The sequence below is a fragment of the Sphingopyxis witflariensis genome (assembly GCF_002205635.1).
GTDB classification, from domain to species: Bacteria; Pseudomonadota; Alphaproteobacteria; order Sphingomonadales; family Sphingomonadaceae; genus Sphingopyxis; species Sphingopyxis witflariensis.
The window spans coordinates 446,111-457,911 of record NZ_NISJ01000002.1 but is presented as its reverse complement, the minus strand read 5'-3'; the positions used below and the strand labels follow the sequence as shown (position 1 = coordinate 457,911).

At 63.3% G+C, this 11,801-nt stretch carries 17 protein-coding genes; 11 read left to right on the top strand and 6 right to left on the bottom strand.

Translation table 11 applies throughout. The features are described 5' to 3' along the window. Window positions 1-310: 310 nt before the first annotated feature. Genes CDQ91_RS06170 through CDQ91_RS06155 form a run of 4 tightly spaced genes read left to right on the top strand, consistent with a single transcriptional unit; the run spans window position 311 to window position 2,218 of the window. Window positions 311-790 carry a response regulator transcription factor gene (locus CDQ91_RS06170; protein ID WP_237245841.1) on the top strand — a complete coding sequence of 160 codons (480 nt, stop codon included), beginning with the start codon at window positions 311-313 and terminating at the stop codon, window positions 788-790. 60 nt (window positions 791-850) lie between these two features. Beyond that, the gene (locus CDQ91_RS06165; RefSeq protein WP_088471821.1) at window positions 851-1,231 is read left to right on the top strand and encodes a hypothetical protein; all 381 of its coding nucleotides are present in this window, start codon (window positions 851-853) and stop codon (window positions 1,229-1,231) included. A gap of 27 nt (window positions 1,232-1,258) precedes the next feature. Further along, on the top strand, window positions 1,259-1,672 hold the full coding sequence (locus tag CDQ91_RS06160) for a hypothetical protein (protein ID WP_088471820.1): 414 nt from the start codon (window positions 1,259-1,261) through the stop codon (window positions 1,670-1,672). 30 nt (window positions 1,673-1,702) lie between these two features. Next, a complete protein-coding gene (locus CDQ91_RS06155) occupies window positions 1,703-2,218 on the top strand; it encodes a MarR family winged helix-turn-helix transcriptional regulator (RefSeq protein WP_088471819.1) in 516 nt (171 codons plus the stop codon). A gap of 77 nt (window positions 2,219-2,295) precedes the next feature. Here CDQ91_RS06155 and CDQ91_RS06150 read toward each other — a convergent pair whose 3' ends face one another. The 6 genes from CDQ91_RS06150 to CDQ91_RS06125 all read right to left on the bottom strand — a co-directional run bounded on the left by CDQ91_RS06150 (window position 2,296) and on the right by CDQ91_RS06125 (window position 7,373). Next, window positions 2,296-3,042, bottom strand: coding sequence for a sigma-70 family RNA polymerase sigma factor (locus CDQ91_RS06150; RefSeq protein WP_088471818.1), 747 nt, complete (start codon window positions 3,040-3,042; stop codon window positions 2,296-2,298). Continuing rightward, a complete protein-coding gene (gene flhA, locus CDQ91_RS06145) occupies window positions 3,032-5,155 on the bottom strand; it encodes a flagellar biosynthesis protein FlhA (RefSeq protein ID WP_088471817.1) in 2,124 nt (707 codons plus the stop codon). Before flhA ends, CDQ91_RS06150 begins: the two co-directional genes overlap by 11 nt. Beyond that, the gene (locus CDQ91_RS06140; RefSeq protein WP_088471816.1) at window positions 5,152-5,982 is read right to left on the bottom strand and encodes a transglycosylase SLT domain-containing protein; all 831 of its coding nucleotides are present in this window, start codon (window positions 5,980-5,982) and stop codon (window positions 5,152-5,154) included. The genes flhA and CDQ91_RS06140 overlap by 4 nt, the downstream gene beginning before the upstream one ends. A gap of 78 nt (window positions 5,983-6,060) precedes the next feature. After that, window positions 6,061-6,366: a hypothetical protein gene (locus tag CDQ91_RS06135; RefSeq protein ID WP_088471815.1), complete on the bottom strand. Its 306-nt coding sequence runs from the start codon at window positions 6,364-6,366 to the stop codon at window positions 6,061-6,063. Then, window positions 6,366-6,668: a flagellar biosynthesis anti-sigma factor FlgM gene (locus CDQ91_RS06130; RefSeq protein ID WP_158213623.1), complete on the bottom strand. Its 303-nt coding sequence runs from the start codon at window positions 6,666-6,668 to the stop codon at window positions 6,366-6,368. The genes CDQ91_RS06135 and CDQ91_RS06130 overlap by 1 nt, the downstream gene beginning before the upstream one ends. Before the next feature lie 186 nt (window positions 6,669-6,854). Beyond that, complete coding sequence (locus CDQ91_RS06125; protein ID WP_088471813.1) at window positions 6,855-7,373, bottom strand: flagella basal body P-ring formation protein FlgA; 519 nt, start codon at window positions 7,371-7,373, stop codon at window positions 6,855-6,857. Between the two features lie 300 nt (window positions 7,374-7,673). Between CDQ91_RS06125 and CDQ91_RS06120 the strand changes: the two genes are divergently transcribed. The 7 genes from CDQ91_RS06120 to CDQ91_RS06090 are packed head-to-tail and all read left to right on the top strand — an operon-like array spanning window position 7,674 to window position 11,800. Beyond that, on the top strand, window positions 7,674-8,012 hold the full coding sequence (locus tag CDQ91_RS06120; RefSeq protein WP_419722549.1) for a flagellar basal body rod protein FlgB: 339 nt from the start codon (window positions 7,674-7,676) through the stop codon (window positions 8,010-8,012). A 2-nt stretch (window positions 8,013-8,014) separates the two neighbouring features. Further along, window positions 8,015-8,422 (top strand): flagellar basal body rod protein FlgC, encoded by a 408-nt coding sequence (flgC, locus tag CDQ91_RS06115; protein WP_088471811.1) that lies wholly within the window; start codon window positions 8,015-8,017, stop codon window positions 8,420-8,422. Between the two features lie 2 nt (window positions 8,423-8,424). Then, window positions 8,425-8,739, top strand: coding sequence for a flagellar hook assembly protein FlgD (locus tag CDQ91_RS06110; RefSeq protein WP_088471810.1), 315 nt, complete (start codon window positions 8,425-8,427; stop codon window positions 8,737-8,739). 4 nt (window positions 8,740-8,743) lie between these two features. Next, window positions 8,744-9,571, top strand: coding sequence for a flagellar hook-basal body complex protein (locus CDQ91_RS06105; RefSeq protein WP_088471809.1), 828 nt, complete (start codon window positions 8,744-8,746; stop codon window positions 9,569-9,571). A 35-nt stretch (window positions 9,572-9,606) separates the two neighbouring features. Beyond that, window positions 9,607-10,350: a flagellar basal body rod protein FlgF gene (locus CDQ91_RS06100; protein ID WP_088471808.1), complete on the top strand. Its 744-nt coding sequence runs from the start codon at window positions 9,607-9,609 to the stop codon at window positions 10,348-10,350. 12 nt (window positions 10,351-10,362) lie between these two features. Continuing rightward, complete coding sequence (gene flgG / locus CDQ91_RS06095; RefSeq protein ID WP_088471807.1) at window positions 10,363-11,151, top strand: flagellar basal-body rod protein FlgG; 789 nt, start codon at window positions 10,363-10,365, stop codon at window positions 11,149-11,151. After that, the gene (locus CDQ91_RS06090; RefSeq protein WP_088471806.1) at window positions 11,132-11,800 is read left to right on the top strand and encodes a flagellar basal body L-ring protein FlgH; all 669 of its coding nucleotides are present in this window, start codon (window positions 11,132-11,134) and stop codon (window positions 11,798-11,800) included. Before flgG ends, CDQ91_RS06090 begins: the two co-directional genes overlap by 20 nt. Window position 11,801: the final 1 nt, after the last annotated feature.

The window sequence follows — 11,801 nt, the reverse complement described above, 5'->3', positions numbered from 1 at the left end:
CAGGACGGGCATCGGCTGAATCCTTCGTCTCCTCCGCCAGCCCACGACCGAATGCGTGTCATCGCGGCTTTGGCGCGCTGCACAATAGCTCGGCATGGGCGGTGTTTCGAGCCGAAATTGCAAGAAAATGCCCAAGGATATTCAACCGAAACCGGGCCCCGGGCGGGCGTTTGGAACCTTGCCAGTCGCTTGCGGCAGCGCGTGTGCGTCTCTTTTCGGGGCATGTCGGATAGAGCGTCATGGCACCGCGCATATGAATCGCCCGTTTACCCAACTTGATTTCGACTCGTGATGCTCTATTCCGGGCGCCGTGCAAGGCGACCCAGACAATTACATCAGTCTCCTTTCGGCCGCGCAAATTGAAACGCTGCGGCATGTTTTCGAGCATAAAAATTCCAAGCAAATTGCCCGTATCATGGGCGTGTCACCCCATACGGTCGACGAGCGGGTGCGGCGATCATTAAAAAAATTGAATGTTTCCAATAGAATAGAGGCATCCAGAATCCTGGCCGCGCATGGCGTCTTCGACGATGTTACCCCTTATCAACCTTTGACATATCAATTGATCGACCTAGGCAGCGATGCCCCCCCCGCCGATGCGGATGTGGGGCGCAGTTCGTTTAAGCGAATATTTGATATCGGTTCGCCATTTCCGACCGCGTCCCAGCCGGTCAACCGGCATGGGTTGTTGGAAAGGATTATCTGGCCGATTCTGATCGCATTTGCGACCATTTTGGCCTTCTCCGCTCTCTATTCAATCCTTGTCGGACTCGGCCGCGTTCTGAAGTGAATGTCGAGGCGAGATGCTGCGGGGGGGTCCGTTAGCATTCTCTTTTCAAGGGATAAGACCATGCTGAACGAACGAGTTTCTGCGGCGAAGAAGATCGCATCCGAACTGCATCAGGCCGAAGACGCCCTCGATGAAGCGATGATTTGTATCGCCCGGCTGGCGGCGACTTTGCCAACGGCGCGGCGCGACACCAACATGTCGGCGATCGTCGGCCAGACTGCGATGGGCAAGGTTGCACATGCGCTCGCAGCGGCGGGTGAGGTGCGCCAGCTTTTGACCGACGCGCATCTGGCGCTGACCGTCACGCAGAAAGAGGTTGGTCTGGGCACGCGGATGTTCGGCGCCGGGGTGAAACCGCCGAGCGGGATGCTGAGCGACGAAGGCAGCAACGACCAGGCCCTGGCCGACGTCGTGACGCCGTCGTTCGCCAAGGCGTCCTGACCGATCGACAGAAGGCGGACAAGTTAGATGTGGACCGTGGCGGCCTATTATGGCGTGCTGCTCATGACGGTCGCCGTCGCCATGTGGCGCGGCGGCCGGTTGGAGCGGTGGGCAGCGTATACCGCGCTGCTCGCCTCGGTCTTCACCAGTGTTTTGGTACCCCATCCGGAATGGACCAACATTGAAACCCAGATCTTCGTCATCGACGTATTTGCGTTGATGAGTTTCTGGTTCATCGCATTGAAAACGCATCGTTTCTGGCCATACTGGATTACCGGTTGGCAATTGATCGCGATTTTCGGCCATGTTCAGAAGCTGATGTTTTCGGAGATATTGGAGCGCCCTTATGCGCTGCTTTCAATGTATATTTCCTACCCGATCCTCCTTGTCATTCTTTATGCATCGGGGTCGGCGAAACGGAGGGGTGAGGTTAGGGCGTAGCATGGGCTGCGCCCGAGGGGGCTTCATCAAATGCAGCAATTTTCAAACCAAGAAATTGCCGAGATCAAGTCGCGCATCGACCAGATCCACGAAATGCTGGCGAGCCGCGGGAGCGACGCGCCGGTCGTCATGGACGAACTCGGACAGGCTCGCGATGCGCAGGCATTGCGGATCGGCGTACCGCGTCCGGCTCTGGCGAACCAGGTGGCTTTCAACATCCAGATGCGACGGACGCGCAAAAGTCATTTCGGCGGCGCCCCGCTGACGGGGCCGGCATGGGACATGATGCTCGACCTGATGTTGGCCAAGACGCACGGCCGCGAACTGAGCGCCAGCGACCTCGCGACAGGTGCGGGCGTTCCCTTGTCGTCCGGTCTTCGGATGATCGGCGCGCTCGAAACGCATGGCCTTGCCAAGCGCAGCATCGACGCGCGCGATCGGCGGCGATCGATCGTCCGGCTGACCGAGAGTGGTGCTGAACGCATGGCCACCTATTTTGAAATCATCGGCGCCGCCTGGCAGGAAGGTCAGCCGCGCGCGGCCTGATTTTTCCCGTTGGGCCGCGTCAATGGCGGTCGCCCGGCGCGTCACCGATGCCCGGCACGCCATTGATGAACGCCGGATCAATCGGTCATCTCGCGCATCATGCGATCGACCTTGGCCATCGCTTCGCGCTTGATCTGACAGATACGCGCGGCACTGACGTCCAGCGTCAGGCCGATCTCCTGCAAATTCAGTTCCTCGAAAAAATATAGCTGGAGCACCATCTGCTCGCGGTCGGACAGCTGGCCGATGCATTGCTGCAACGCCTTGAGCATATCTTCCTGCTCGCATTGGTCGCTGGCATCGCCGCCGCTGTCGGCGACCAGAAAATCCCCGCCATCCATCATTTCATCGAGTGAGGTCGAGCGACCGTGGGTCGCGCTGCGTTCGAGCGCAAAATAGTCCTCGGCCGACAGGTCGAGCGCCGCCGCCATTTCGGCCGTGCACGGTGCGCGCATCAGCTGTTGTTCCAGCGTCTTGCGCATCGCCTGGATCCGCTTGTTCGCGACCATCGCCGATCGGCCGACATCGGCCTCGCGGCGCAGCTGGTCGATCATCGCGCCGCGGATGCGGGTCGTGGCATAGGTGGTAAAGGCAAAGCCGCGTTCTTCATAATGACGGCTCGCCTCGATCAGCGCGATCAGCCCGGTCTGGATCAGATCGTCGAGTTCGCTTGTCCGCGCCACGCGGGAGAATACCTGCCAGGCGATCTTGCGTACCAGCGGCGCGTGCTCCGCGACCAGCGTATCGACGCTGTCGGCATAGCCATGGGGACGCAGCGCGCGGGCAGCGGCGCCGGCAAATTGCTCGGCGGGCTCAATTCTCATGCAATTCGTCCTCCATCTGAGCGTTCTCATCACGGGTTAGGCGCGGGACTTCGCCGCCGATCGTCGCGACGATCTCGGTCGCTTTGGTTGCCGGTATCTCGAGGTAGGAAATGACCGCGACGTCGGGGAATGTTGCGCGGACCAGCCGCGACAAAGCCGAGCGGCAGATTGGCGAGGCGACGAGGGCAAAGCTGCGCGTCTGAAGCAGCAGCGGCTCGACGGCCTGGCCGACCTCGCCAATGATCTTCATCGCCATGCCATGTTCGAATGGCCATTCGGCGCCCGGGTTCGCCCGCACCGCCTGGTTGAGCAGCATTTCGATCTCGGGGCTGAAGGTCACGACGGGCAGGGGCATGCGGCTCGGCACGATCGTCTGGACGATCAGCGCACCGATGCGCTGGCGTACCGCCTCGACCAGATCGGCCTCGCCGAGCTGCTGCGACGCCAGCGATACCATCGCCTCGGCGATCTTGCGGAAATCGCGCAGCGGAACGCGTTCGATGAGCAGTGATTTGCACAGGCTGGCGATGCGCGGCAGCGCATAATTTTGCGGGCTGAGATTCTGGGCAAGTTGCGGATAGTGAATCTTCAGATTGTCGATCAGCGCCTGCGCATCGTCGATGCCGAACAGGTCTGATGCCGATCCGACGATGCTGTTGTTGAGGTGGGTCGCGACGACGGTCGCCGGATCGACGACGGTATAGCCCGCCGCGATCGCGTCATTTTGCAACGCCTTGGAAATCCACAGCGCGTCGAGTCCGAAGGTCGGATCCTTGCACGCCCGTCCGGCGACCTTGGTGACGAGGTCACCCGAATCGAGCGCGAGCATTTCATTGGGGTATACTTCGTCCTCTCCGACGATCACCCCGGCGACTGAAATGCGATAGACGTTGCCGGGCAGCGACAGATCGTCGCTCACCTTCACCGCGGGGACGACAAAGCCCAGTTCCTTCGACAATTGCTTACGGATGCCGGTGATCCGGCCCATCAGCGGCGCGCCCTTGCGTTCGTCGACGAGCGCGACGAGCGCATAGCCGATTTCGAGCTGGCAGGCGCTCGCATCGCTGACGTCGGCCCAATCGATATGATGCGGGTCGGGCGCCGCGGCGACGGGTTCTGGCGCGGCGGCGATTTCGGCGGCGGCGCGCTTGAGGTGCCAGCCAAGTCCCAGCGCAATCGCGGCGGCGGGCAGGACCAGCATCTGGGGCATTGCGGGGACGAGGCCGAGGATGAACAGGATCGCACCGACCGCCATCCACACCTGCGGCGAGGCGAACTGGCTGCCGATCTGATCGCTGAGGTTCAGCGGTGAGGTGACGCGGGTGACGATCGACGCGGCGGCGATCGACAGCAGCAATGCCGGTATCTGCGCGACGAGCGCATCGCCGATGGCGAGCGTGACATAGGTCGCGCCAGCTTCCGAAAAGCTGAGGCCGTGGCTGAAAATGCCGAGGATCAAACCGCCGACGATGTTGACGAACAGGATCAGCAGGCCCGCGATCGCGTCGCCCTTCACGAACTTCGACGCACCGTCCATCGAGCCGTAGAAATCGGCCTCGGTCGCGACTTCAACGCGGCGCGCCTTGGCTTCTTCGGGGCTGAGCAGCCCGGCGTTGAGGTCGGCGTCAATTGCCATCTGCTTGCCGGGAAGTGCGTCCAGGGTGAAGCGTGCCGACACTTCGGACACGCGCCCGGCGCCCTTGGTGATGACGACCATGTTGATGATCATCAGCACGACGAAAACGAACAGGCCGACGACATAGTCGCCGCCGATCAGCACCTGACCAAAGGCTTCGATGACGTGCCCGGCTGACGCGGTGCCTTCATGGCCATGGACGAGCACGACGCGCGTCGAGGCGACGTTGAGCGCGAGGCGAAACAGCGTCGCGAGCAGCAGCACGGTCGGAAAGGACGAGAAATCGAGCGGCTTGGCCGCCGACAGCGCGACCATCAGGATCGCGAGGCTGACCATGATATTGGCGACAAAGCTGATATCGAGGATCAGCGGCGATACCGGGATCACCATCAAGCCGACGAGAATGAGCATCCCGGCGGGCAATACCGCGGCGCCCACCATGGGGCCGAGGCTGCGGAGGTTGAAGCCTGCGGTCATGAGGCGCCTCCCGACATATTGGCAAGTCGCCGATAGGCATCTGCGGCAAAGCCCATCGACAATTTCCGTGGCATCGGCTGGATATCCATCATCTGCAGCGGCGGGCGTCCGCCGCCGACACTGCCAGCGGCGCTCGCGGTGCTGTTCGCCGCCATTTGCCAGCTAGCGGCGGGCACAATCTTGATATTCTCGGCCTTGCCGCCGTCCTCAAGCTTGACGCGAAAGCGCTCGCGGATGTCCGCGAGGCTGCGCATGCTGCCGTCGGGGGCATAGAAAACCGAACGGTTCGCCGCCGCGGCCTCGGGCATCATCGATGCGCCGGGCTGGTCGGGGTTTGCGTTCATCGCCGACAGAAATTCGACCGCGCCGCCGCTGCCGAGGAAATGGGCGAGATACAGATCGACGGGCTCGGCCGTGCGGCCGATCCGGCTTTCCAGATGGTCGCGGTTGTCGGCGGTGAGCGCGGCGGCCATGCTCGACGAGGCGGCCGGATCGTCGCGCAGGTCGAGAATCTGCTGGCGGAGCGCCGGGTCGGAAACCGACAAACGGCCCGATGCGTCGCGGCCGATCGCGTCGGCGGCCCACGCCATGCCATGATCGGCGCCGTGCTTCCGCAGCGTCGCCAGCCAGGTCTGCCGGGTGAATTGGAACAATCCGCGCGCCGACGAGGTCGCCGCTTTCGCGGTCGGATTATAGGCGCTTTCGACGCGCGCGACATCGAACAGATAGTTGAAGTCGATGCCCGATCGCGCCGACGCATTTTGCACCGCACTCAATACGGGTGCGGCGACGCGGGAGCTTTGGGCAGGGTCGTTGATTGCATACATGATTTTGGTTCCGCTGGTTCAGCAGACCAAAAGCAATCATCGTGCCATTTTTGGATTACGACACAAAAATGTCTATTATTAATAGCTTAGTGCGATGCCCCGGGGCTGGCTGCCGCGAAGGGCATGGCCTTTGTCAATCCTCTGACGCGTCCAATGCTTCAATATATTGACGCGCATCGCAGCCGCCTCGAGCTGGGCGAGCGTCTGGGTCATCAGCGCGCGGGCGCGATGTTCGGTGCCGTCGGCGATGGTCGCGCCGCGCATCAGGATGACCGCGGTCGCGAGCTCCTCGGTCGCGGCGATGATCGCGCCGGCGTCATGGCCGTCAAGCGCGCCGATCAGATGGTCGAGCTTTTGCTGCACATCGTCCATTTGCGTCAGCATCAGGCGTTGCCCCGATGGAATTGGACCATCGCCTTGGCGATGACTGCGGGATCGGCGGCATAGCTGCCATTCGCGATCGCGGTGCGCAGCGTCGCGACGCGCGACACGTCGATGGTCGGATCTTGATCGGCGAGTGCGCCGGTAAGGCCGATCAACCGCGTCGCGGGAAGGGAATCCCGTGCAGCGAGCGCTGGGGTTGGCGCGCGCATCGGCGCCGCCGCTTCCCCGGCGATCTTACGCGGCGCGCCGGTGCGGACATATCCGCTGACGGCTTGCAGCCCAATCTTGCTGTCACCCGACATTTTCGCCTCCATGTCGTGCCGTCAGAAAAGTGACGACCTTGTTCGAAGGGGTTTAACGGACGCCGCGCCGGACGATTAAGGCGAAGAGTAAGAAAAAGGTAAAAATAAGCCCGGCGGCGTCGGAAAGTCGACGGCGCCGGGCGGGCCCGCGATTAGCGGGGCAGATATTTCGTGGTTGCGGCGGGCCTAATTGTCGAGGCGCGCGCGTCCCGGGCCAACGACGGTGGCGCTCAACATGCTCTTGGCGTCGTTACCGCGCAGCGCGATGGTTTCGCCGATGCGCCCGTCCTGGGTCGCGATCGCGGCATAGCTGATTGAATAGCTGTCGGTCTCGATCGTCACGCGGACATTGTCGCCGCGGCGGATCGCCGGGGCGCCGCTGGGCTTGGCGGGGGCGGCGGCCATGGGGGCGGCGTCGGCGGATCCGGCTGCGGGTCCGGTCATCGGCACGCGCAGGCGCCAGCCGAGCGAAGGGCAACGGACCGCGAGCGCCTGACCGTCGATCGCGGTCACAGTCGCCTGTTCAGGGCAGCGAGCGAGCTTGATGCGGCGGTCGATCGGGGTTGCCGATCGCCCCATCGCCTGCGCGACCATCGTCGTCAGTGCGTCGATCCGCTGCCAATCCTCATGGCCCTGCTGGGCCTCGACGGGGATTGCGACGGCGAGCAGGCCAGCGGCGAGCCCGGCGCTTGTCTTGCGATACATGTCCATCTCCTGTGGTCCAAATAGGTCGCCCGCCGATAAGCAGGAAGCGTGCCAGTCGCGGTTGTGGGCCGATATTGCGGGCGTGGGCCGGGCGTCGTCAAACTTTTGACGAGCGGCGCAGAGGCTGTGGCGACGAGCGCGGGGCTCGTGGAAAAACCCGCTGAAAATCAACGTGCAGATCATTTTGGCACGGCGATTGCATCATTCCCTGTGTTCCGCACGCTCGGGCCGGTCAGGCCGGATCGGGCAAGCGGAAAGAAGGCCCGTCGCCGGCCAGGCGGCAAATGAAGGAATGTGATGATGGCATCCGAGAAACTCTTTGGCGTGCATGCGACGGCGCTTCAGTTGCGCAGCCAGCGCATGATGATGCTCGCGTCGAACATCGCCAACGCCGCGACGCCCAATTACAAGGCGCGCGACCTCGATTTTTCCAAGGCGCTCGATCTGGCGCGCCAGGGCGGCTCGACCGAGGGAGCGGTGCTTTATCGCGTTCCCGTCCAGTCGTCGCTCGATGGCAATACGGTCGAAATGGCGACCGAGCAGACCGCCTTCGCCGAAAATGCGCTCGCCTATCGTTCGAGCCTTTCGTTTCTCAGCGGCCGGGTCAACACGCTGACCCGCGCGATCAAGGGCGAATGACGATGAACGGTTCGTCCTTTTCTGTCTTCGACATTAGCGGCCGCGCGATGTCGGCGCAGCTCGTCCGGCTCAACACCACCGCGTCAAATCTCGCCAATGCGGGAACGGTTGCGGGTAGCGAAGCGGGCGCCTTCCGCTCGCTCAAGCCCGTGTTCCGCACCGTGATGGACGATTATGGCCGCGCGACGGTTCAGGTCGATCAGGTGACGGCGGCGAAAATGGCGCCATCGAAACGGCATGATCCGACCAATCCGCTCGCCGACAAGGACGGCAATGTCTGGGAGGCTGCGGTCGATAGCGCCGCCGAGCTGGTCGAGATGGTCGAAACCGCGCGTCAATATCAGAACAATGTCCAGGTCCTCGAAACCGCGAAGGGCCTGATCAACGAAACTCTCAGGATGGGACAATAATCATGGCCGTCAACGGCGTAACCAACACCAACCCGGTGATCCAGCCCAAGGGAAGCAGCGGCCAGATGGGCCAGCAGGATTTCCTGCGCCTGATGACCGCGCAGCTCAGCCAGCAGGACCCGTTCAACCCGGTCGATAACCAGCAGATGGTTGCGCAGATGGCGCAATTCTCGAGCCTCGCCGGGATCAACGACACCAATACGGTGCTCGCCGAAATTTCCAAGCAGATCGCGGCGCAGACCGAATTGCTCAAGGACATCAAGACCGGGGGCGCAATCCCGGTTCCCACCCCGACACCCACTCCCACGGAAGGATAATCTCATGTCATTCTACACTTCGCTTTCGGGCCTCAAGGGCGCCCAGACCGACATGTCGGTCGTCTCGAACAACATCGCCAACGCCGGTTCGGTCGGCTTCAAGCGCAGCAAGGCACAGTTCGGCGATATCTTCGCCGCGTCGCCGAACCAGTCGACCAAGACCATTGCGGGCCAGGGCACGCGCCTGAACGGCATCACCCAGCAGTTCACGCAGGGGTCGTATGAGGCGAGCGAAAAAACGCTCGACATGGCGATCGTCGGCGAGGGCATGTTCATCGTCAAGGGCGCGCCGCCGACCAATGCGGTCAGCTATTCGCGCAACGGCGCCTTCACCCCGCTGCCCGACGGCCGCGTCGTCGACACCACGGGCGCGACGCTGCAGTTGCTGCCGGTCGATGCCAATGGCGACGTCACCAACCGCACGCTCGCGGGGGCTTTCGACCTCGTCCTGCCGCCGCACGCACCGGGCCTGCCCGACGTCGCATTGATCAACATGTCGGTTGGTCTCGACGGCCTCGTCACCGCGACCTTCGCCGACGGGTCGAACCAGAAAATGGGCAAGATCGCGATGGCGACCTTCCCCGCGATGGAAGGGCTGCGCCCGACCGGCGACGCGCATTGGCAGTCGACCGGCGACAGCGGCGCCCCGAAAATCGATTCGCCCGGCAGCGGCGCAATGGGCGCGGTGCGTTCCGGCGCGCTCGAGCGCTCGAACGTCGATATCACCGAAGAACTGGTGATGCTGATGGCGGCGCAGCGCAATTTCCAGGCCAATGCCAAGGCGATCGAGGGTGCGTCACAGCTGACCCAGACGATCATCGGCATGCGCTGACGTTTCGCTGATCGCTGCCTGCCAGGAGAATTTCGATGGACCGCGTTATCTATACCAGCCTCTCCGCTATGCGGGGCAGCTCGGCCCGGCAGACGGCGATCGCCAACAATCTCGCCAATGCGCAGACGCCCGGCTTTCGCGGCGATCTGGCCGAGGCACAGACTTTGTGGCTGCACGGCGGCGGGCTCGATGCCCGTGCCGTGTCGTCCGAAGAGGTGATCGGCGCTGACATGCGTACCGGTACGATCACCGCAACCGGGCGCGACCTTGACGTCGCGATGGAGGGCGAAGCGATGCTCGTCGTCCAGGCACCCAATGGCGAAGAGGCCTATACGCGGCGCGGCGATTTGCAGCTGTCGTCGAGCGGTCTGCTCACCACCGGCGACGGTCATCCGGTTCAGGGCACCCAGGGCCCGGTGACCGTTCCGCCATCGGACTCGGTCAAGATCGATACCGAAGGGCGCATCTGGGCGGTTCCCGCTGGCGGCGATCCAGAAAATCCGATTGAGGTCGACCGGCTGCGGCTTGCGGTCACGACCGGGTCGGACATCGTCAAGGGCCTCGATAATCTGTTCCGCGTCAAGGGCGGGGGCATTTTGCCCGACGACCCCGAAGCGCGGCTCGTCACCCGTTCGATCGAAGGATCGAACGTCGCCGCCACCACCGCGCTCGTCGAGATGATCGAAGCGAGCCGGAGCTGGGACAATCAAATCAAACTCGTCAGCGACGCACGCGACATGGACAGCGCGACCGCGAACCTGATGCAGCTGCCCCGTTAAGGAGAATATGACATGAGCTTCGGTGCCTTGCACGTCGCGCGAACCGGTCTGGATGCCCAGGGCTTCCGGATGCAGGTGATCGCCAACAACCTCGCCAACGTAAACACCACGGGCTTCAAGCGCGACCGCGCCAGCTTTGAAACGCTGAGCTATCAGATGATGACCGCGCCGGGCGCGCCGTCATCGGCCGAGAACCGCTATGCGACCGGGCTCAACCTCGGCACCGGCGTCTCGCTCGGCGGCACCGCGCGGATCGACACGCAGGGCAGCTTCGCGGCGACGGGCAATGCGCTCGACATCGCGATCGACGGCGCCGGCTATTTTCAGGTCGAGCTTCCCGACGGGCGCACCGGCTATACCCGCGCCGGCAATTTCAGCCGCTCGCAGGATGGCACGATCGTGACCTCGGACGGCAAGCCGCTGACCCCCGCTATCCAGATCCCCGACGATGCCACCGGCATTTCGATCGGCGCCGACGGCACTGTTTCGGCAAGCGTTCCGGGGCAGAATGAGGTCACCGAACTGGGCCGGATCGAGATTGCACGCTTCCCCAATTCGGGCGGGTTGCAGGCGATCGGCGGCAATATGCTGGTCGAAACCGCCGCTTCGGGCGCGCCGCAGGTCGGCGCCGCCGATATGGAAGGCCGTGGCAGCCTGCGTGGCGGAATGCTCGAGGGATCAAACGTCAATGTCGTCGAGGAGCTCGTCGACATGATCGAGACCCAGCGTGCCTATGAGGTGAATTCGAAGATGATCCAGGCCACCGATGAAATGATGAAAAATGCCGCGCAGACGCTCTGATCTCGCAGGGCTGCTGATGCTGTCCGTCGCGCTGGCCCCGATGGGGGCAGCTGCGAAGGAGGCACCGGTGCCCGATGCCTTTGCCGCGACGATGCCGATGCCCTCGGCGCCGCTGCCGGCCAATGGCTCGATCTTTCAGGGCAGCTACACGCCGCTCACCTCCGGCGGGCGGGCGGGGCAGGTTGGCGATATCATCACGATCCAGCTCGTCGAACGCACCGCCGCGACCAAAAGCAACGCGGCGGGCACCCAGCGCGACGGCAGCATCGGCCTGACGCCGCCCGCCACCGGGCCGCTGTCGCTGTTCAACCCCAGCGACATCGGCATGGGCGGCGGCCAGCAGTTCAAGGGTAAGGGCGATGCCTCGCAATCGAACGCCCTGTCGGGCGAAGTCAGCGTGACCGTTGCTCAGGTTTTCCCCAACGGGACGATGCTGGTGCGCGGCGAAAAGCTGCTGACGCTCAACCGCGGTGACGAACGCGTCCAGATTTCGGGCCTGGTCCGCGCCATGGACATCACCCCCGACAATCGCGTCCTGTCGACCCGCGTCGCCAACGCCAACATTCGTTACGTCGGCAAGGGCGAAATCGCCCGTGCCAGCCAGCAAGGCTGGCTCCAGCGTTTCTTCGCGATCATCAGCCCGTTCTGAA

What these genes read in the sequence shown, in the direction of transcription:
- flgC (WP_088471811.1), top strand. Translation starts at nt 8,015, where the DNA reads ATGAACGGTTCGTCCTTTTCTGTCTTCGACATTAGCGGCCGCGCGATG.
- CDQ91_RS06165 (WP_088471821.1), top strand. Translation starts at nt 851, where the DNA reads ATGCTGAACGAACGAGTTTCTGCGGCGAAGAAGATCGCATCCGAACTG.
- CDQ91_RS06100 (WP_088471808.1), top strand. Translation starts at nt 9,607, where the DNA reads ATGGACCGCGTTATCTATACCAGCCTCTCCGCTATGCGGGGCAGCTCG.
- CDQ91_RS06120 (WP_419722549.1), top strand. Translation starts at nt 7,674, where the DNA reads ATGGCATCCGAGAAACTCTTTGGCGTGCATGCGACGGCGCTTCAGTTG.
- CDQ91_RS06125 (WP_088471813.1), bottom strand. Translation starts at nt 7,373, where the DNA reads ATGTATCGCAAGACAAGCGCCGGGCTCGCCGCTGGCCTGCTCGCCGTC.
- CDQ91_RS06160 (WP_088471820.1), top strand. Translation starts at nt 1,259, where the DNA reads ATGTGGACCGTGGCGGCCTATTATGGCGTGCTGCTCATGACGGTCGCC.
- CDQ91_RS06155 (WP_088471819.1), top strand. Translation starts at nt 1,703, where the DNA reads ATGCAGCAATTTTCAAACCAAGAAATTGCCGAGATCAAGTCGCGCATC.
- flhA (WP_088471817.1), bottom strand. Translation starts at nt 5,155, where the DNA reads ATGACCGCAGGCTTCAACCTCCGCAGCCTCGGCCCCATGGTGGGCGCC.
- CDQ91_RS06140 (WP_088471816.1), bottom strand. Translation starts at nt 5,982, where the DNA reads ATGTATGCAATCAACGACCCTGCCCAAAGCTCCCGCGTCGCCGCACCC.
- CDQ91_RS06130 (WP_158213623.1), bottom strand. Translation starts at nt 6,668, where the DNA reads ATGTCGGGTGACAGCAAGATTGGGCTGCAAGCCGTCAGCGGATATGTC.
- CDQ91_RS06090 (WP_088471806.1), top strand. Translation starts at nt 11,132, where the DNA reads ATGCCGCGCAGACGCTCTGATCTCGCAGGGCTGCTGATGCTGTCCGTC.
- flgG (WP_088471807.1), top strand. Translation starts at nt 10,363, where the DNA reads ATGAGCTTCGGTGCCTTGCACGTCGCGCGAACCGGTCTGGATGCCCAG.
- CDQ91_RS06105 (WP_088471809.1), top strand. Translation starts at nt 8,744, where the DNA reads ATGTCATTCTACACTTCGCTTTCGGGCCTCAAGGGCGCCCAGACCGAC.
- CDQ91_RS06110 (WP_088471810.1), top strand. Translation starts at nt 8,425, where the DNA reads ATGGCCGTCAACGGCGTAACCAACACCAACCCGGTGATCCAGCCCAAG.
- CDQ91_RS06150 (WP_088471818.1), bottom strand. Translation starts at nt 3,042, where the DNA reads ATGAGAATTGAGCCCGCCGAGCAATTTGCCGGCGCCGCTGCCCGCGCG.
- CDQ91_RS06135 (WP_088471815.1), bottom strand. Translation starts at nt 6,366, where the DNA reads ATGCTGACGCAAATGGACGATGTGCAGCAAAAGCTCGACCATCTGATC.